The organism is Pseudomonas sp. SWRI111 (genome assembly GCF_014268555.1).
Classification (GTDB): domain Bacteria; phylum Pseudomonadota; class Gammaproteobacteria; order Pseudomonadales; family Pseudomonadaceae; genus Aquipseudomonas; species Aquipseudomonas hamedanensis.
Window position 1 is genome coordinate 1 of the sequence record NZ_JABWQQ010000010.1, and the last position, 19,271, is coordinate 19,271.

Annotated in this window: 12 protein-coding genes and 1 other RNA gene; 3 read left to right on the plus strand and 10 right to left on the minus strand. The window is 61.3% G+C overall.

The genetic code is table 11. The features are described 5' to 3' along the window. Positions 1 to 99: 99 nt before the first annotated feature. From recR to dnaX, 4 genes are all read right to left on the minus strand, one after another. The gene (gene recR / locus HU755_RS13500; protein WP_186623097.1) at positions 100 to 702 is read right to left on the minus strand and encodes a recombination mediator RecR; all 603 of its coding nucleotides are present in this window, start codon (positions 700 to 702) and stop codon (positions 100 to 102) included. A 66-nt stretch (positions 703 to 768) separates the two neighbouring features. Next, on the minus strand, positions 769 to 1,803 hold the full coding sequence (locus tag HU755_RS13505) for an NADP-dependent oxidoreductase (RefSeq protein WP_186633359.1): 1,035 nt from the start codon (positions 1,801 to 1,803) through the stop codon (positions 769 to 771). Positions 1,804 to 2,115: 312 nt separating this feature from the next. After that, positions 2,116 to 2,454 (minus strand): YbaB/EbfC family nucleoid-associated protein, encoded by a 339-nt coding sequence (locus HU755_RS13510; RefSeq protein WP_003223337.1) that lies wholly within the window; start codon positions 2,452 to 2,454, stop codon positions 2,116 to 2,118. 68 nt (positions 2,455 to 2,522) lie between these two features. After that, the gene (gene dnaX / locus HU755_RS13515) at positions 2,523 to 4,625 is read right to left on the minus strand and encodes a DNA polymerase III subunit gamma/tau (protein ID WP_186633362.1); all 2,103 of its coding nucleotides are present in this window, start codon (positions 4,623 to 4,625) and stop codon (positions 2,523 to 2,525) included. 145 nt (positions 4,626 to 4,770) lie between these two features. Here dnaX and HU755_RS13520 point away from each other — a divergent pair, with 145 nt between their 5' ends. Beyond that, positions 4,771 to 5,520: an ABC transporter substrate-binding protein gene (locus tag HU755_RS13520; RefSeq protein WP_186633365.1), complete on the plus strand. Its 750-nt coding sequence runs from the start codon at positions 4,771 to 4,773 to the stop codon at positions 5,518 to 5,520. A 196-nt stretch (positions 5,521 to 5,716) separates the two neighbouring features. Here HU755_RS13520 and ffs read toward each other — a convergent pair. From ffs to HU755_RS13550, 6 genes are all read right to left on the minus strand, one after another. Next, positions 5,717 to 5,813: signal recognition particle sRNA small type (gene ffs, locus HU755_RS13525), an RNA gene on the minus strand. Positions 5,814 to 5,934: 121 nt separating this feature from the next. After that, the gene (locus HU755_RS13530) at positions 5,935 to 7,098 is read right to left on the minus strand and encodes a putative zinc-binding metallopeptidase (RefSeq protein WP_186633368.1); all 1,164 of its coding nucleotides are present in this window, start codon (positions 7,096 to 7,098) and stop codon (positions 5,935 to 5,937) included. A 230-nt stretch (positions 7,099 to 7,328) separates the two neighbouring features. Then, positions 7,329 to 9,686 carry an NAD-dependent DNA ligase LigA gene (gene ligA, locus HU755_RS13535; RefSeq protein WP_186633371.1) on the minus strand — a complete coding sequence of 786 codons (2,358 nt, stop codon included), beginning with the start codon at positions 9,684 to 9,686 and terminating at the stop codon, positions 7,329 to 7,331. Between the two features lie 170 nt (positions 9,687 to 9,856). Next, on the minus strand, positions 9,857 to 10,720 hold the full coding sequence (gene zipA / locus HU755_RS13540; RefSeq protein WP_186552533.1) for a cell division protein ZipA: 864 nt from the start codon (positions 10,718 to 10,720) through the stop codon (positions 9,857 to 9,859). A 258-nt stretch (positions 10,721 to 10,978) separates the two neighbouring features. Next, positions 10,979 to 14,467 (minus strand): chromosome segregation protein SMC, encoded by a 3,489-nt coding sequence (gene smc, locus HU755_RS13545; protein ID WP_186633374.1) that lies wholly within the window; start codon positions 14,465 to 14,467, stop codon positions 10,979 to 10,981. 2 nt (positions 14,468 to 14,469) lie between these two features. Further along, complete coding sequence (locus HU755_RS13550) at positions 14,470 to 15,129, minus strand: GntR family transcriptional regulator (RefSeq protein ID WP_186623084.1); 660 nt, start codon at positions 15,127 to 15,129, stop codon at positions 14,470 to 14,472. 268 nt (positions 15,130 to 15,397) lie between these two features. On the opposite strand from HU755_RS13550, the gene xdhA reads away from it, so the two are divergent. Both xdhA and xdhB read left to right on the plus strand, forming a co-directional pair. Next, positions 15,398 to 16,852, plus strand: coding sequence for a xanthine dehydrogenase small subunit (gene xdhA / locus HU755_RS13555; RefSeq protein ID WP_186633377.1), 1,455 nt, complete (start codon positions 15,398 to 15,400; stop codon positions 16,850 to 16,852). After that, entirely contained in the window at positions 16,845 to 19,244 is a 2,400-nt protein-coding gene (gene xdhB / locus HU755_RS13560; protein ID WP_186633379.1) for a xanthine dehydrogenase molybdopterin binding subunit, read from the plus strand. Before xdhA ends, xdhB begins: the two co-directional genes overlap by 8 nt. The last annotated feature ends 27 nt before the right edge of the window (positions 19,245 to 19,271 follow it).

Below are 19,271 nucleotides of genomic sequence, written 5' to 3' on the forward strand. Positions count from 1 at the left end.
TATTTGAGCAGCAGGCGGCCTAATGCTCCTACGCAATGGTTTGAAAAAACTGAACCACTACAGCCTGCTCGCGATAGGGCCAGAACAGGCGATAGAGATTTACAAGGAAATCGGCTTGCGCCCGGCAAACGAATGCGCCAGCGTCCCGCCGTCGACCAGCTCCAGCTCTCCGCCCAACGGCACGCCATGGGCAATGCGCGAAGCGATCAAGCCTTTATTGCTGAGCAACTGCGCGATGTAGTGCGCTGTCGCCTCGCCTTCCACGGTCGGGTTGGTCGCGAGGATGACCTCGGTAAACGTCCCTGCCTCTTCAATCCGCGCCATCAGTTGCGGAATGCCGATTGCTTCGGGCCCCAATCCATCAAGCGGCGACAAATGCCCCTTGAGCACAAAATAGCGGCCACGGAACCCGGTCTGCTCGACCGCGTAAACATCCATCGGCCCTTCGACCACGCACAGCAGCGTGTCGTCGCGCCGGCTGTCGGCGCATTGCGGGCAGAGGTCGTCTTCGGTCAGCGTGCGGCACTGGCGGCAGTGGCCGACCCCTTCCATCGCCTGGCTCAGGGCCTGGGCCAGGCGCGTGCCGCCGCTGCGGTCGCGCTCGAGCAACTGCAACGCCATGCGCTGGGCGGTTTTCTGACCCACGCCCGGCAAGGTGCGCAGGGCGTCGATCAGTTGGCGAATCAAAGGGCTGAAGCTCATGGGTAAACAGTCCGACTAAACAACGAGACGCGGTTTATACCCGCGCCTCCGGCCAGCGTCAAATCCTCAGTCCTGGGCGACCCGGACCACCAGTTTGCCGAAGTTGCGTCCCTCCAGCAGACCGATAAACGCTTCAGGCGCCTGCTCCAGGCCTTCGACCACGTCCTCGCGGAATTTGACCTTGCCATCGCGCACCCACGGCACCATGTGGCTGATGAATTCCGGCTGGCGATCGCCGTAGTCATCGAACACGATAAAGCCCTGGATGCGCACCCGCTTGGTCAACAGCGTGCGTTGCAGCAACGGAAGGCGATCCGGGCCTTTGGGAGTTTCCGAGGCGTTGTAACCGGCAATCAGACCACACAGCGGAACGCGCGCCTTGGGATTGAGCAGCGGCACGACAGCGTCGAAGACATGACCACCGACATTTTCAAAATAGATATCGATGCCCTCGGGGCAGGCCTTGGCCAGTTGTTCGGCAAAGTCTGCCGCCTTGTGATCGATGCACGCGTCGAAACCCAGCTCTTCAACCACGTATTTGCATTTCTCGGCACCGCCGGCCACACCGACGACGCGCAAACCCTTGATCTTCGCCACCTGACCGACCACCGAGCCGACAGCACCGGACGCTGCGGCCACCACCAGCGTTTCGCCTTCTTTTGGCTGGCCGATGTCCATCAGGCCCATATAGGCGGTCATGCCCGGCATACCCAGGACGCCGAGGGCCATCGACGGGCTCGGCAGGCCGGCCGGGATCGGCATGATGTTGCGTCCGTCGCTGATGCTGTGGCTTTGCCAGCCGGTCGCGCCAACCACCAGGTCACCGGCATGGAATTTCGGATGATTGGAGCGTTCTACCCGGCTGACCGCACCACCGGTCATGACTTCGCCGATTTGCACCGGAGCCGCGTAGGACGGTGCGTCGCTCATGCGCCCGCGCATGTACGGATCGAGCGACAGGTACAGGGTTTTCAGCAGCACCTGACCGTCCTGCAGGTCCGGCAAAGCTTCGCGCTCCAGGCGAAAGTTTTCCGGCGTCGGCGCGCCGGTCGGGCGCGAGGCGAGGACGAAGCGTTGGTTGAGGGTGAGAGGGTCGGACATGTCAGCGTCTCCTGTAATGGGAATTGGGCGGTATAGGGAGCAGACCTTTGCAGCGGTGCTGTGTTCGATGTTTTCTTCAGCTGTGACCGAGGCGCCCCCCTTCGCGAGCAGGCTCGCTCCCACTGATCGTTCCTACGCTCTGCGTGGGAATGCCTCAAGGGACGCTCCGCGTTCCAGCTTGCGATTGGGACGCGGAGCGTCCCGGGCTGCATTCCCACGCAGAGCATGGGAACGACCAGCGTCGCGCAGAAACAAAAATGCCAGGCGCAAGGCCTGGCATTTTGTGTAGCTCATCTGTCGCCGGATGGCGAATCAGAACGGCAGTTTCATCCCCGCTGGCAGGTTCATGCCGGCGGTCATGCTGCCCATTTTTTCCTGGCTATTGGCTTCGATCTTGCGCACGGCGTCATTGACGGCGGCAGCGACCACAGCTTCGAGCATCTCTTTGTCGTCTTCGCTCAGGCCTTCGACCAGGCTTGGGTCGATGCTGACGCTTTTGACGTCGTGACGCCCGGTCATCACCACGGTGACCATATCGCCGCCGGCCTTGCCGGTGACTTCGGCGTTGGCCAGTTCTTCCTGCATCTTGGCCATTTTTTCCTGCATCTGCTGCGCCTGCTTCATCAGGCCGGCCATGCCACCTTTCATCATGGGAATCACCTCAAAAAGTACTTGGATCAAAACAGCGCCCGGCCAGCGAAGCCGAACGCCTTCAGTTATTAGCCCTGAGTCACCAGGGCGTCGACAGGTTCAATAGTATCGTGTCGCACCACTGCACCGAACTGCTGGACCATCTGCTGGATGAACGGATCACCGTGGATCGATTCTTCCGCCTCGCGCTGTCGGTTGGCGCGCCGGCGAGACGCGGCCTGGGCGGGGGTTTCCTGCTCGGGCTTGATCAGCTCGATGGTCAGGGTCAGCGTGCGCCCGTGGAACTGGTTCAATGCATCATTCAGGCGGCGCTGTTGCGTGGCGTTGAATAACGCGCTGTGAGCCGGATCGAGGTGCATCAGCCAATGATCGCCATCGACCGCGATCAAGGTGCAGTTGGCGGCGATGCTGCCGGTCATGCCGGAAATCGGCAGTTTCGGAAACATTTCCAGCCATTGCAGGGCCAGACCGGTGGCCGGCGCGGCGGCCGGTTCCGGCTCGGGCGCAGGTGTCGGCTCGGCGGCGTGTTCGCTGGCCAGTTCGTCGAGATAGCTGTAGGCCGAATCCATGTCCGGCTCGATGTAGTCTTCGTCCAGCGGTGGTTCGTCGTCCATGTCCATGCCCGGTGTGGCGGCATCGACGTCGGCGACCGACGGCTCGGGAATCGGCGCGGCAGCCCACTCCGGCGCGTCGGGGACGACGCTGTCCGGGGTCGGCAGCGGCATCGGCGGCAACTCGGGTTGCTCGGCGGCGGTTTCCAGCACCGGTTCGACGGCCGGTTGCTGCACCGGCGCCGGCTCAGGCTCGGCTTCTACCGGGTCGTTCCACGGCAGATCGACGGCAGCTTCGACAGCAACCGGCTCGGGCTCAGGTTCCGGTACAGGTTCAGCAACCGGCGCAACCGCTACTGGCTGAGGCGTCGGCGCGGTTATCGGTGCAGCCGGCGTCACGGGCGCAGGTGCCGGCGCAACCGCCGCAGCGACGACCGGGGCAGGCTTGGGCGCGGCAGCCACTGCGTTCGCGGAATCAACTGTGGCCTGGCTGATCCCCACTGGCTTTAGCGGTTGCCTCGGGGCGTCCGCGGTATCTGCCGGTCGGAACGCCAGCATCCGCAGCAAGACCATCTCGAAGCCACCGCGCGGGTCCGGCGCCAGCGGCAAGTCGCGGCGACCGATCAGGCCCATCTGGTAATAAAACTGCACGTCTTCGGCGGGCAACGCCTGGGCCAGCGCCAACACGCGATCGCGGTCGCCATGGCCATTGTCGACACCTTCCGGCAAGGCCTGGGCAATCGCCACGCGGTGCAGCACATTGAGAATTTCCGAGAGCACGCCGTTCCAGTCCGGCCCCTGCTCGGCCAGATGCCGCACCGCTTCGAGCAGTGCCTTGGCATCACCTTCGATCAGCGAATGCAGGACGTCAAAGACCTGGCCGTGATCCAGCGTGCCGAGCATCGCCCGCACATCGGCGGCCAGCACTTTGCCCTCACCGAAGGCGATCGCCTGATCGGTCAGGCTCATGGCGTCACGCATCGAGCCATCGGCGGCGCGACCGAGCAGCCACAGGGCATCGTCTTCGAACGGCACGTTCTCGGCGCTAAGCACGTGGGTCAAATGCTCGACTACGCGCTCCGGCGTCATGTTCTTCAGCGAGAACTGCAAGCAGCGCGACAAAATCGTTGCCGGAAGTTTCTGCGGATCGGTAGTCGCCAGGATGAACTTGACGTAGGGCGGTGGCTCTTCGAGGGTTTTCAACAGCGCATTGAAAGAATGGCTGGACAGCATGTGCACTTCGTCGATCAGGTAGACCTTGAAGCGCCCACGGCTTGGCGCGTACTGCACGTTATCGAGCAGTTCGCGGGTGTCTTCGACCTTGGTGCGGCTCGCGGCGTCGATCTCGATCAGGTCGACGAAACGGCCCTCGTCGATTTCGCGGCACACCGAACATTCGCCACAGGGGCTGGAAGTGATACCTGTCTCACAGTTCAGGCATTTGGCAATGATCCGCGCAATCGTGGTCTTACCCACCCCGCGCGTACCGGTAAACAGGTAGGCGTGGTGCAGCCGCTGGCTGTCCAAGGCATTGATCAGAGCCTTGAGCACATGGGTCTGGCCGACCATTTCGCGGAACGAGCGCGGACGCCATTTACGTGCAAGAACCTGATAACTCATCGAAAACCGTCGCAACGAAGGAAGCTGAAGCGGCTAATGCTAGCGGAGCAAGGGCAAAATTGCATCCGGTGTCCTCGTCTAATGTGGCTAAGCTGCATGGACAAAGGCTTTTATCGGCTCGGGACGGGCAATGACCAGAGCGTTAATGCGGTGGACGTCAGGGGCATTGCTGGGAATCAGCCTGAACGTTACGGCAGCACCACCCCCCCTGCGCTTCGCCATGCCCGACAGCTGGGCCATGCCGATGGTGCAGTTCGAAGGCGGTCGCCCGACCCAAGGCATCCTCCACGACATCATGCTCAGCCTGGCGACGCAGGTCGGCGTACCGGCGCAATTCATCGTACTGCCGCGCGCTCGAATACAGAGCGCTATGGAACACGGCGAAATCGACGTGCGCTGCTATGCCGCGCAATCGTGGCTGCCAAACCAGTCCGGCGACTACCTCTGGAGCGTGCCGCTGTTTTTCCAACGCGATCTGTTGATCAGTCGCAAGAACCAACCTGCAACCACTGATCCCGCCACCCTGCCCCGCCAGGCCATCGGCACCGTCCTCGGTTACAGCTACCCCACCCTGCAACCGCTGTTTGACGCTGACCAACTGCAACGCGAAGACGCGCGCAATCAGGAGCAGGTGCTGGAAAAACTGCTGGCCGGGCGTTATCGCTATGCGGTGAGCAATCAGTGGACGCTGGACTGGGTCAACCAGCGTCTGATGCCGGAGCAGCAACTGCAAGGCGTCACGGTGCTGCAGGAGCAGGAAGTCGGTTGCTATGTGAGGAACGATTCGCAAGTGCCGGTACAGCGCATCTTGCGCACGTTGTTGCGGATGAAGATGTCCGGGGAGATTGATCAGATTATCCGGTTGTATACCGGCAATTCCGGAAACACCCCATAACCCCTGTAGGAGTGAGCCTGCTCGCGATGGCGGTCTGTTTGCCATTGATATGTGACTGATACTCCGCTATCGCGAGCAGGCTCACTCCTACAGGGGGACTTACGTCAATCCGACAAATCGCAGACACAAAAAAACCGCAGTGGGCGAAACCCATGCAGTTCTGATTGAAGCATTCAGTTGTTCGTTAAGGTGGTGCCCCCACCAGCCACACCCCGGCACACAATGTTCCCGCTGTGGCTGCTTCCTTCCGGATCTGACCAGGTTCACGGGTAATCGTTGCGGGGGGACCGATGGGGTCACCATAACGACGCTTGCCTGTCGGCGAGCCGCGCCATTGTACCTATCTGAGGTGAAGTTACAACCGTTGGTTGCAGATAAAAAACCTGAACGGCTTCAAGGACATAAACATCGCGGCTACAGCGCCAGCACCTCGTCGGCCTTGCCGCCGGCCTGCTGGATCACCAGATGGATAAAGTGCAGCTTGGCAATCGCGGGCGCCGGCAACACGAACGGGTAGAAATCCGGCTGGCCCATGCTGCGCGACAACTCGTTGAGCATGCCGGCCAGTTCGATCCAGGCGTTGACGAATGACAGGAACGCTTCACCGCCGGGATGCTGCGGGTCGTACAGGGTGCTGGTCGGAAACGGCTGGTAGTCGAAGTCCATTTCCCGCGCACTCATGCCGAAGCCCAGCGCGGTGTCCACCGCGTCCATCATGTGCAGGTAATGCGCCCAGGTTTCCGCCCAGTCTTCCCACGGGTGCATGGTCGCGTAGGCGCTCACGTACTGTTGCGGCCAGTCCAGTGGCGCGCCCTGCTGATAATGACGATCAAGCGCCTCGACGTAGCTGGCACGTTCGTCGCCGAACAGATGGCGGAACGCATCGAGCCAAGGGCCGTTGGCGATCAGTCGATCCCAATAATAGTGGCCGACTTCATGGCGAAAATGCCCAAGCAGTGTGCGATAGGGCTCGTGCATCTGCGCCCTCACCCGCTCTCGGTGGGCGTCGTCGGCCTCCTTGATGTCGAGGGTGATCAGGCCGTTGGCGTGGCCGGTCATGGGCGCGTTGCCTTCAAGGTCGACGCCGATGAAATCAAAGGCCAGCCCGGTCTCGTCGTCCACGGTTTTCGCAATGACCGGCAGGCCGAGGGTGATCAATTGCGCGACCAGACGACGTTTGGCGATCTCGACCTTGCGCCAGCGCTCGTGGTTTTCCGGGACCGACAGGTCTGGGATGGTGCGATTGAGGTTGCAGGCGACACACAGACTGTCGTGGTCGTTGGCCGGCAGCAGCCAGTTGCACGCGGCGGGCGTGTCGAGATTGGCACAGCGGCGGAACAGACCGGCAGCGGGATCGACGTCGAGCGTCCAGGTGCCTTCCTGTGGCCCTGGCTGCAATGAGGTCAGGCGACTTTCTTCCGGCTGGTAGCCGAGTAACGCGTTACAGGCCAGGCACTGACTGTTGCGAAAGAACAGCGACTGCCCGCAACGGCACGGCCAGACTTTGCTGTTGCGTGAAGATCCGCCCGCAAACGGCGCGATGATGCGGGAACTGAGCTGCTCGAAAAAACGGTGCATGGCGATCTCTCCCTGGGACTGGCCAAGACTAGATCATTCCCACGACAACATCGTTCCCGAATATAGCGTCGCTCCTGAGTGACACCGCCATTGTGGCGAGGGGATTTATCCCCGCTCGACTGCGCAGCAGTCGCAAAAACCCGACAGAGGCGAAATGATCGGTCGCAGGGTTTTGGGGTCGCTGCGCAACCCAACGGGGATAAATCCCCTCGCCACAGGTGTTCATCCTGTCAGACAGCGATGCCATGGGTTTTGAGAAAGGCAATAAACGCCTCTTCATCCATGACCTTCACGCCCAGCTCGTTGGCCTTGGTCAATTTCGACCCGGCACCTGGACCGGCGACCACACAGTGGGTTTTCGCCGAGACTGAGCCGGCGACCTTGGCGCCAAGGCTTTCGAGGTGATCTTTAGCCACATCCCGGCTCATCAGCTCGACCTTGCCGGTCAGCACCCAGGTTTCCCCGGCTAACGGCAGGCCTTCGACGACCTTCTTCTCGCTCTGCCAGTGCATGCCAAAATCACGCAGCTGTTGCTCGGTTTGCTCGGCCAGTTGGCGATGCTCAGGCACGGCAAAAAATTCGCGCACCGAGTTGGCCTGTTTCTCCGGCAGCGCCTGGCGCATGTCCAGCCAGTCAGCGTTCATCACCGCTTCGAGCGAACCGAACTTGTCTGCCAGTTTTTGCGCGCCACCGGGACCGACGAAAGGAATATGCAGCTTGTCGAGCAAGCCGCCCAGCGTGGTGCTGGCGGCGAACTCGGCGCCCAGTTCGCCCTGATCCTGAATTTGCAGGCCGTGGCCCAGCAATTGGGTGATCACCTGCTGGTTGTGCGCGTCTTCGAAGAAGCTGTGAATCTCATGCGCCACTTCCAGGCCGACGTCCGGCAGGTAGGTCAGCACGTGCGGCAAGGCCTGTTGCACGCGTTCCAGCGATCCCAGCGAGCGCGCTAGCACCTTGGCCGTTTCTTCGCCAACATCGGGAATCCCGAGGGCGTAGATGAAGCGTGCCAGCCCCGGTTGCTTGCTGTCTTCAATGGCCTTCAAAAGCTTGTTGCTGGAGACCTCGGCGAAGCCTTCCAGATCGACGATGTCATCGAATTTCAACGCATACAGATCGGCCGGCGAGTTGACCAGACCTTCATCGACCAGTTGCTCGACGCTCTTGTCGCCCAGCCCTTCGATGTCCATCGCGCGGCGCGAGACGAAGTGAATGATCGCCTGCTTCAGTTGCGCGCCACAGGCCAGCCGCCCAACACAGCGATACACCGCGCCCTCGCTGACGGTTTCCTTGCCCTTGCTGCGTTTGATCAGTTGTGTGCGCTCGACATGGGAGCCGCACACCGGGCAATTTTGCGGAATCGCGACTGGACGGGCATGCTCAGGTCGGCGCTCGGTGACCACTTGCACCACCTGCGGAATCACGTCACCGGCGCGGCGGATGATCACGGTGTCACCGATCATCAAGCCCAGACGCGCGACTTCGTCCATATTGTGCAGCGTGGCGTTGGCCACAGTGACGCCGGCGACTTTCACCGGCTTCAGACGCGCCACCGGCGTCACCGCGCCCGTGCGACCGACCTGAAATTCCACATCGAGCAATTCAGTGAGTTCTTCCATCGCCGGAAACTTATGCGCAATTGCCCAGCGCGGTTCGCGGGCGCGAAAGCCCAGCTCACGCTGGTCGGCAATGCTGTTGACCTTGAACACCACGCCATCGATTTCATAGGCCAGCGCATTACGCCGTGCGCCGATGTCGCGGTAGTACTCGAGGCATTCGTCGATGCCTTTGGCCAGCTTCAGCTCGTGGCTGATCGGCATGCCCCACTGTTGCAATTGCTTGAGGTTGCCAATGTGGGTGTCGGCAATATCGTGGGAGACCTGGCCAATGCCATAGCAGCAAAATTCCAGCGGCCGGTTGGCAGTGATCTTCGAATCCAACTGACGCAGACTGCCCGCCGCCGCGTTGCGCGGATTGGCGAAGGTCTTGCCGCCGACCTCCAATTGCGAAGCGTTGAGGCGTTCGAAACCGGCCTTGGACATGAACACTTCACCGCGCACTTCCAGGGTCGCCGGCCAGCCCTCGCCGTGCAGCTTCAGAGGAATGTTGCGCACGGTGCGCACGTTGACGCTGATGTCCTCGCCGGTGGTGCCATCGCCACGAGTAGCGCCGCGCACCAGCAGACCGTCCTGATACAGCAGGCTGACCGCCAGGCCATCGAGCTTCGGCTCGCAGCTGTACTCCACCGCCGCGCCGCCACCGAAGAGATCGCCGGCCGGCACATCGAGGCCTTCATTGACGCGGCGATCAAACTCGCGCATGTCGGATTCTTCGAACGCGTTGCCGAGGCTGAGCATCGGGATTTCGTGACGCACCTGGGTGAACGCGGTCAGCGCCATGCTGCCGACGCGCTGGGTCGGCGAGTCGCTGGTGATCAGTTCCGGGTTGGCCGCTTCCAGCGCCTTGAGCTCGTGAAACAACCGGTCGTACTCGGCATCCGGAATGCTCGGCTCATCGAGGACGTGGTAACGGTAGTTGTGCTGATCGAGTTCAGCGCGCAGCTCTAGAATGCGGTTTTTCGCGGCGGTCATGGGTGTTCTCTCATAAAGCAAAAGAGCAGCCGAGGCTGCTCAATTTCTAATCAAATCGCTCAAGGCTGTAGACCCTGTGGCGAGGGAGCTTGCTCCCGCTCGGTGGCGAAGCCGCCGCAAATTCGGGGTCGCTTCGCAACCCGGCGGGAGCAAGCTCCCTCGCCACAGCCTTAGCGCTTCTGGGTCAGGGCGCGGCGTTCGAATTCGACGATGCGCTGACGGTAGTGTTCGATGGTCTGCGCGGTCAGGACGCTGCGCTGGTCATCTTTCAGTTCGCCGTTCAGTTCCTGCGAGAGCTTGCGCGCTGCCGCGACCATCACGTCGAAAGCCTGCTTCGGATGACGCGGGCCGGGCAGGCCGAGGAAGAAGCTCACCGCCGGGGTGCTGAAATGGTCAATGTCGTCCAGATCGAAAATGCCCGGCTTGACCGCGTTGGCCATGGAGAACAGCACTTCACCGTTGCCCGCCATGCTTTCGTGGCGGTGGAAGATATCCATTTCGCCGAAACGCAGGCCGCTTTCGAGGATGTTCTGCAACAGCGCCGGGCCTTTGAAGCCGGCCGGGTCACGGCAGATCACGCTGATGACCAAGACTTCTTCGGCTTGCGGCTGATCTTTTTCCGCCACGGCCGCTGCAGGTTTGCTGTCGTCGGCAAAATCGTCGTCCCGGCTGCTGAAGCTCGGGCCGCCGTCCAGATCCAGGTCGAGGTTCAGGTCGCCCTGGGCCGGACCGTTACTGCCGCGCTTGCCACGCTTGGAGCCGGATTCGCGCGGCTCGCGGGCTTCGCGGTTGGGCATGCTCACCGACGGCAGATCGTGCTCGTCCAGTTGCGGTTCCTTGTGTGTGTCCAGTACACGGGCCGGGCCCAACAGCTCGGCGCTGGTGTCCTCGTCGGGCAGGTTGGACAGACTTCGGTCAAGACGGAATTTCAGTTTTCCCTTGCCGCCGCGCATACGGCGCCAGCCATCGAAAAGAATACCGGCTATCACAATGATGCCGATGACGATCAGCCACTCGCGCAGACCGATTTCCATGTAATCCCGTGCCTCTATAAAAAATGCTGAAAAATAAGGGGTTTACACTGCGTAAACCGCTTTAAAACGTGGCGCCAACTCTATGTTCTGACAGGCGTTTTGCCCACGTATACGAAAAATTGACATTAAACTAGCACGACCAAAGGCAACTTTACACCGTCTGTCTCATTTGGCTTGCGCGAATATGTCGATTGGCATCCAGCCGATGTCAGTAAAAGGTCCTACAGACCTCCAAAACTATTCCGACATCGCGCCGATTCAGGCGTCCACCATCGCCATCGCCTCCTCGACATCCACCGCCACCAGCCGTGAGCAACCCGGTTCATGCATCGTCACGCCCATCAACTGTTCGGCCATTTCCATGGCGATCTTGTTGTGGGTGATGTAGATGAACTGCACGGTCTGGGACATTTCTTTGACCAGGCGCGCGTAGCGTCCAACGTTAGCGTCATCCAGCGGCGCGTCAACCTCATCGAGCATGCAGAACGGCGCCGGGTTCAGCTTGAAGATGGCAAAAACCAGTGCCAGCGCGGTCAGGGCTTTTTCCCCGCCGGAGAGCAAATGGATGGTGCTGTTCTTCTTCCCGGGTGGCTGCGCCATGATCGTCACCCCTGTATCGAGTAGATCTTCGCCCGTCAGTTCCAAATACGCGCGCCCGCCACCGAAAACTTTTGGGAAAAGCGCCTGTAAACCGCCATTGATCTGATCAAAGGTATCCTTGAATCGGTTACGGGTTTCCTTGTCGATCTTGCGGATGACGTTTTCCAGGGTGTCCAGGGCTTCGACCAGATCGGCGTCCTGTGCGTCCAGATAACGTTTACGCTCCGATTGTTGCGTGTATTCGTCGATGGCCGCGAGGTTGATCGCGCCCAGGCGCTGAATCCGCGCATTGATGCGTTCGAGTTCTTCTTCGGCTTCGCGTTCACTGGCTTGCGCCGTCAAGGTCGCGAGGACGCCGTTGAGGTCGTAGCCATCTTCGAGCAGTTGATCCTGCAAGGCCTTGCGGCGCACGGTCAGGGCTTGCCATTCCATGCGCTGTTGTTCGAGCTGGCCGCGAATCAACTGCGATTGCTGCTCGGCCTGGGTGCGGCGTTTTTCCGCGTCGCGCAGTTCGCGGTCGGCGTCTTCCAGGGCGATCTGCGCGGTCTTGAGTTCTTCATCGACAGTCATGCGCTTGTCGAGCAGTTCTTCGAGCTTCAGGCGTAGCTCTTCCAGCGGCGCCTCGCCCTCCTCCAGATTCAGGCTCAACTGCTCGCGCTTTTCGGTGAGGCGCTCGGCCTGCATTTCCAGACGCTCCAGCGCCTGACGCGTGGAGTCGTGCTGGGCGCGCAACGAGCCAAGACGCACGGCCAGTTGATGGGCGTGATCCTTGTGCTGCCGCGCTTCCTGACGCACGCGATCGAGGCGTTCGCGCAGGCTGTCGCGCTGGGCCAGCAGCAACTCGCGCTGCTCGGTGTCCAGCGCCATGGCATCCAGCGCTTCCTGTAATTGCATGCGTGCTTCGCCGACTTGCTCATGCTCAAGCTCGCGCTGCTCGCCAAGCTCGACCAGCTCTTCATCGAGACGAGTGCGGCGCAAGGTGAGCTGTTCAGCCTTGGCTTTTCCGGCCGACAATTGCGCTTTCAGTTCACCTTGCTGGCGCGCTTCGTCTTGCAGCAAACGGCGCAGATGTTCGCGACCGTTTTCCTGCTGACGCTGTTGTGCGCGCAGGGTTTGCAGACGGGTTTCCATGGCCTCGACCGTGGCTTCGCGCTCTTCGCGTTCCAGCTGCAAATCTTCGATTTCCTGGCCCCGGGCGAGCATGCCGCTTTCCGCTTCGCTGGCCCGGCGCACGCGCAGGAAGTGCCGACCGACCCAATAGCCATCGCGGCTGATCAGGCTTTGGCCGTCGCTCAACTGACTGCGCAAGACCAGCGCCTGCTCAAGGCTGTCGACCGGTTTGACCTGGCCGAGCCATGGCGACAGATCGATCTGCGCCTCGACTTTATCCAGCAGACTGCCCGCCACGCGCACGCCATCGCTGGCCGGGCTGAGCAGGCGCAGATCGCCCTGAGTGAAACCGGACAAATCGAAGCCGCTGAAATCATCGACCAGCACCGCTTGCAGGTCGGCGCCGAGCACGGTTTCCACCGCCAGTTCCCAACCGGCCTCGACCTTCAAGCCCTCGGCCAGACGCGGACGCTCGGCGAGGTTGTGTTCTTTCAGCCATTCAGCGGTGCCGGTGCCCGGATCGAGTGCGGCCTGCTGCAAGGCTTCCAGCGACGCCAGACGTCCGTTAAGCCGCTGCAAATCACCCTGCGCCTGTTGCTGCGCGGTCAACGCCTGCTGCAACTCCTGACGCAATTGTTCAAGTTTTTCGACCTGCGCTTCTTCGCTGGTCTGCAAATCTTCCAGGGTTGCTTCGGACTCGGCGAGCTGCTCGTTGAGCGCCATGATCGCCGCGTCTTCCGGGTCGGCAGAGAGCAACGCGCGCTCCTCAGCGAGGCGCTTCTGCCGATCGGCCAGACGCTCCATGCTGCTTTCCAGCTGCTGAATGCGCGACTGCTGCACTTCGGCCTGACGGCGCGGTTCGGCGGCGGTCAGGTTGAAGGTGTCCCACTGCTCCTGCCAGCCGTGCATGGTGGTTTCGGCTTCTTCCAGGGCAGCGGCGGCTTCCTCGGCGGCGGCGCTGGTGACTTCCTGCTCGGGGGTGAGCATGTCCAGCTCTTCGCCGAGGGTCAGCAACAGCGTGCGGTCGTGGCCCAGGTGCGATTCGGTTTCCAGTCGCGCGCGTTCGGCTTCTTTCAGATCGTCCTGCAACTGGCGCAGACGCTGCTGCCCGTGCTGAATGCTCTGCTCGACCCGGGCGATGTCGCCGCCGACCGAATAGAAGCGTCCCTGCACCAGATTGAAGCGCTCGGACAGCTCGTGATGGCCGTCGCGCAGGCGTTCGATGGCCGCATCGGCATTACGCTGCTCGGCGACCAATGCTTCGAAGCTGACTTCCTGGTTGCCGATGATCGACTCGCGCTGGCCGACCTGCTCGTTGAGATCCTGCCAGCGCAGGGCCGACAGTTGCGCCTTGAGCTGACGCTCTTCGGCCTTGAGTTCCTGATACTTTTTCGCCGCCTCGGCCTGACGGTGCAGGCGTTCGAGCTGGCGCTCCAGCTCTTCGCGCAAGTCGGTCAGGCGGGCGAGGTTCTCGTGGGTGCGACGAATGCGGTTTTCGGTCTCGCGCCGGCGCTCCTTGTACTTGGAAATACCGGCAGCTTCTTCAATGAAGTTGCGCAGGTCTTCCGGCTTGGATTCGATCAGCTTGGAGATCATCCCCTGTTCGATGATCGAGTAGCTGCGCGGGCCGAGGCCGGTGCCGAGGAAAATATCGGTGATGTCGCGCCGACGGCATTTGGTGCCGTTGAGGTAATAGGTGGTCTGGCTGTCGCGGGTAACTTTACGGCGGATGGAAATTTCCGCATAGGCGGCGTATTCGCCAAGCAGCGTGCCGTCGGAGTTGTCGAACACCAGTTCGATGCTCGCCTGGCTTACCGGTTTGCGGCTGGTCGAGCCGTTGAAGATGACGTCGGTCATCGACTCGCCACGGAGGTTCTTCGCCGAACTTTCGCCCATCACCCAACGTACGGCGTCGATGATGTTCGACTTGCCGCAACCGTTCGGCCCGACGACCGCGGCCATGTTACTGGGGAAGTTCACCGTGGTCGGGTCGACGAAGGATTTGAACCCCGCCAGTTTGATGCACTTTAGCCGCACGCTTAAGCAACCGTCAGCGCAGACACCACCAGATCACAACTGCGCTGGGCGTACGCCGTCAGCACGATGCGGATCTGCGGCAAATCACGGGCGAGTACGGCGGCGAGCAAGCGTTCGAACAGTTCGAGGAATTCGCTCATTTCTGCCTTGCGCTGTTCGAGCGCCAGGAAATACGCGCGGCTCATCGCCGGTTGCAGGTTCTCGACGGTTTCCTGCAGGTACGGGTTATTGGCAAACGGATAGGCGGCGCGCATCACCGCGAAGCTGTCGTCGACGAAGGTGCGGATATCGCCGCGTTCGTAGCTGGCGGTCAGGCGCTGCTGAATCTGTACGAACGGCGCCATGTCCGACTGAACTTGCCAGCCGTTGGCGACCGCATTGCCGAGCAGGATGTACAGCTCGCTCATTAGTGTGCACAGGCTCTGCACCTTGTGCGGCGTCAGCTCGGTGACGTGAGCGCCACGACGCGGCAGGATCGCGATCAGGTGACGGCGCTCGAGGATCAGCAAGGCTTCGCGGACGGAACCGCGACTGACGTTGAGCGCCAGCGTGACCTTCTGTTCCTGGATGCGCTCTCCTGGCTTCATTTCGCCACGAATGATGCGTTCGGCGAGGTGGTGAGCGATTTGCTCGGCGAGGCTGTCCGGCGCCTTGAACGTCATGGTTGTCCTTCAAACTCTATCGATCTGCACAAGCGGCGCAGTGTAGCGCAAATGCACGGTCATGGCGGAGTGCCCACTCAGCGGTTTTTGGCACGAATCCCGCAAAAAAGCGCAGTGACCGATGAAGGTCAATACTGAATAGACACGCTGTTGATCGACGAAACGGATTTTCCTGACCTTTAAGTCAGAAAACCATTGACCGAAAAGTCAGACCTGCTAAATTCGGTTCACGTCGGTTAACAACAATAATGAGTCTGCGAGGCCTTCCGTGATCCAGTTTTTACTAAACCAGGAACTCCGTAGCGAGCACGCCCTGGACCCGAATCTGACTGTGCTCAATTACCTGCGCGAACACGTGGGCAAGCCCGGCACCAAAGAAGGTTGCGCCAGCGGTGACTGCGGCGCCTGCACCGTGGTGGTCGGCGAGTTGCAGATAGATGACGCGGGTCGTGAACACATTCGCTATCGCAGCCTCAATTCGTGCCTGACCTTCGTGTCGTCGCTGCACGGCAAACAACTGATCAGCGTTGAAGACCTCAAGCACAAGGGCGAACTGCACAGCGTGCAAAAGGCTATGGTCGAGTGCCACGGCTCGCAATGCGGTTTCTGCACCCCCGGTTTCGTCATGTCGCTGTTCGCCCTGCAAAAGAATAGCGATGCGCCGGATCCGGCCAAGGCCCACGAAGCGCTGGCCGGCAACCTCTGTCGCTGCACCGGCTACCGGCCGATTCTGGCGGCTGCCGAACAATCCTGCTGCGGCAAACCAGCGGATCAGTTCGACGCCCGCGAAGCCGAGACCATCGCCCGCCTCAAAGCCATCGCGCCGACCGATATCGGCGAACTCAACAGCGGCGACAAGCGCTGCCTGGTGCCGCTGACCGTGGCCGATCTGGCCGATCTCTACGATGCGTATCCACAGGCGCGGCTGCTGGCTGGCGGCACTGATCTGGCGCTGGAAGTCACCCAGTTTCACCGCACCCTGCCGGTGATGATCTACGTCGGCAACGTCGCCGAAATGAAGCGCATCGAAACCTTTGAAGACCGCATCGAAATCGGCGCCGCCACCGCCCTCTCCGACTGCTATGAAGCGTTGACCGCCGAGTACCCGGACTTCGGCGAACTGCTGCACCGCTTCGCCTCGTTGCAGATCCGCAATCAGGGCACCCTCGGCGGCAACATCGGCAACGCCTCGCCGATCGGTGACTCGCCACCGCTGCTGATCGCGCTCGGCGCGCAGCTCGTGCTGTGCAAGGGCGAAACCCGTCGCACCCTGAACCTGGAAGATTACTTCATCGACTACAAAGTCACCGCGCGTCAGGAAAGCGAGTTCATCGAAAAGATCATCGTCCCGCGTGCCAGCACCGAGCAATTGTTCCGCGCCTATAAAGTCTCCAAGCGTCTCGACGATGACATTTCCGCCGTGTGCGCCGCGTTCAACCTGCGCGTGGAAAACGGCGTGATCAGCGACGCGCGCGTGGCCTTCGGTGGCATGGCCGCGATCCCGAAACGCGCCGCGCATTGCGAAGCCGTGCTCAATGGCGCGCCCTTCAACAACGCCGTGATCGAACGCGCCTGCGCCGCCCTGGCCGAAGATTTCACGCCGCTCTCGGACTTCCGCGCCAGCAAGGAATACCGCCTGCTCAGCGCGCAGAATCTGCTGCGCAAATACTTCATCGAACTGCAAACACCGCACATCGAGACCCGGGTGACCGCTTATGTCTAACCACCACGCCGTAGAGAAAACTCAGGCTGAATTGGCCGAACTGTTCGCCAAGGATCTGACCACCGGTGTCGGTCGCAGCGTCAAGCACGACAGCGCCGCCAAGCACGTGTCCGGTGAAGCGCAGTACATCGATGATCGCCTGGAATTTCCCAATCAACTGCACCTGTACGCGCGCCTGTCGGACCGCGCCCACGCGAAGATCCTCAGCATCGACACGCAGCCGTGCTACGCCTTCGAAGGCGTGCGCATCGTCATTACCCACGAAGACGTGCCGGGCCTGAAAGACATCGGCCCGCTGATGCCGGGCGACCCGCTGCTGGCGATCGATGACGTGCAGTTCGTCGGCCAACCGGTGCTGGCGGTCGCGGCGAAAGATCTGGAAACCGCACGCAAAGCGGCGATGGCGGCGATCATCGAATACGAAGATCTCGAACCGGTGCTCGACGTCGTCGAAGCGCTGCGCAAACGCCATTTCGTGCTCGACAGCCACACCCATCAGCGTGGCGATTCGGCTTCGGCGCTGGCCACGGCTGAACACCGCATTCAGGGCACGCTGCACATCGGCGGCCAGGAACACTTCTATCTGGAGACGCAGATCTCTTCGGTGATGCCCACCGAAGACGGCGGCATGATCGTCTATTGCTCGACGCAGAACCCGACTGAAGTGCAGAAACTGGTCGCCGAAGTGCTCGACGTGTCGATGAACAAAATCGTCGTCGACATGCGGCGCATGGGCGGTGGTTTCGGTGGCAAGGAAACCCAGGCCGCCAGCCCGGCGTGCCTGTGCGCGGTGGTCGCGCACCTCACCGGCCAGCCGACCAAGATGCGCCTGCCGCGCGTTGAAGACATGCTGATGACCGGCAAGCGTCACCCGTTCTACGTCGAGTACGACGTCGGCTTCGACAGCAGTGGGCGCCTGCACGGCATCAACATGGACCTGGCCGGCAACTGCGGTTGTTCGCCGGACTTGTCCGCGTCGATCGTCGACCGGGCGATGTTCCACTCGGACAATTCGTACTACCTCGGCGATGCGACCATCAACGGTCATCGCTGCAAGACCAACACCGCGTCGAACACCGCTTATCGTGGCTTCGGTGGCCCGCAGGGTATGGTCGCGATCGAGGAAGTGATGGACGCGATTGCCCGTCACTTGCAGCTTGATCCGCTGGCGGTGCGCAAAGCCAACTACTACGGCAAGACCGAGCGCAACGTCACTCACTACTACCAGACCGTCGAGCACAACATGCTTGAAGAGATGACCGCCGAACTGGAAGAAAGCAGCCAGTACGCCGAACGCCGCGAAGCGATCCGCCGCTACAACGCCAACAGCCCGATCCTGAAAAAAGGCCTGGCGCTGACCCCGGTGAAATTTGGCATTTCCTTCACTGCCAGTTTCCTCAATCAGGCCGGTGCGCTGATCCACATCTACACCGACGGCAGCATCCACCTGAACCACGGCGGCACAGAAATGGGCCAGGGCCTGAACACGAAAGTCGCCCAGGTCGTGGCTGAGGTATTCCAGGTGGAAATCGACCGCGTGCAGATCACCGCGACCAACACCGACAAGGTGCCTAACACCTCGCCGACGGCGGCGTCCAGCGGTGCGGATTTGAATGGCAAGGCCGCGCAGAACGCGGCGCAAACCATCAAGCAACGCTTAGTCGAGTTCGCCGCGCGCCATTACAAGGTCAGCGAAGAAGACGTCGAATTCCGCAACGGTCATGTGCGCGTGCGCGAGCAGATCATGACCTTTGAAGCGCTGGTCCAGCAGGCGTATTTCAATCAGGTGTCGCTGTCGAGCACCGGGTTCTACAAAACCCCGAAAATCTATTACGACCGCAGCCAGGCGCGCGGCCGGCCGTTCTATTACTTCGCCTTCGGCGCGGCGTGCTGCGAAGTGATCGTCGACACCCTGACCGGCGAGTACAAGATGCTGCGTACTGACATTCTTCACGACGTCGGCGCCTCGTTGAACCCGTCGATCGACATCGGTCAGGTCGAAGGCGGTTTCGTCCAGGGCATGGGCTGGCTGACCATGGAAGAACTGGTCTGGAACAACAAGGGCAAGCTGATGACCAACGGCCCGGCCAGCTACAAGATCCCGGCGGTGGCGGACATGCCGCTCGACCTGCGAGTGAAGCTGGTGGAAAACCGCAAGAACCCGGAAGACACCGTGTTCCATTCCAAAGCCGTGGGTGAACCGCCGTTCATGCTCGGCATCGCCGCGTGGTGTGCGATCAAGGACGCGGTGGCGAGCCTCGGTGATTATCGGCATCAGCCGAAAATCGATGCGCCGGCGACGCCTGAGCGGGTGTTGTGGGGGTGTGAGCAGATGCGCCAGTTGAAGGCGGTGAAAGCGGCCGAAGCTGAAACCGAGGTTGCTTCGCTCTAGGACCGAGGCGCGGCCATTCGCGAGCAA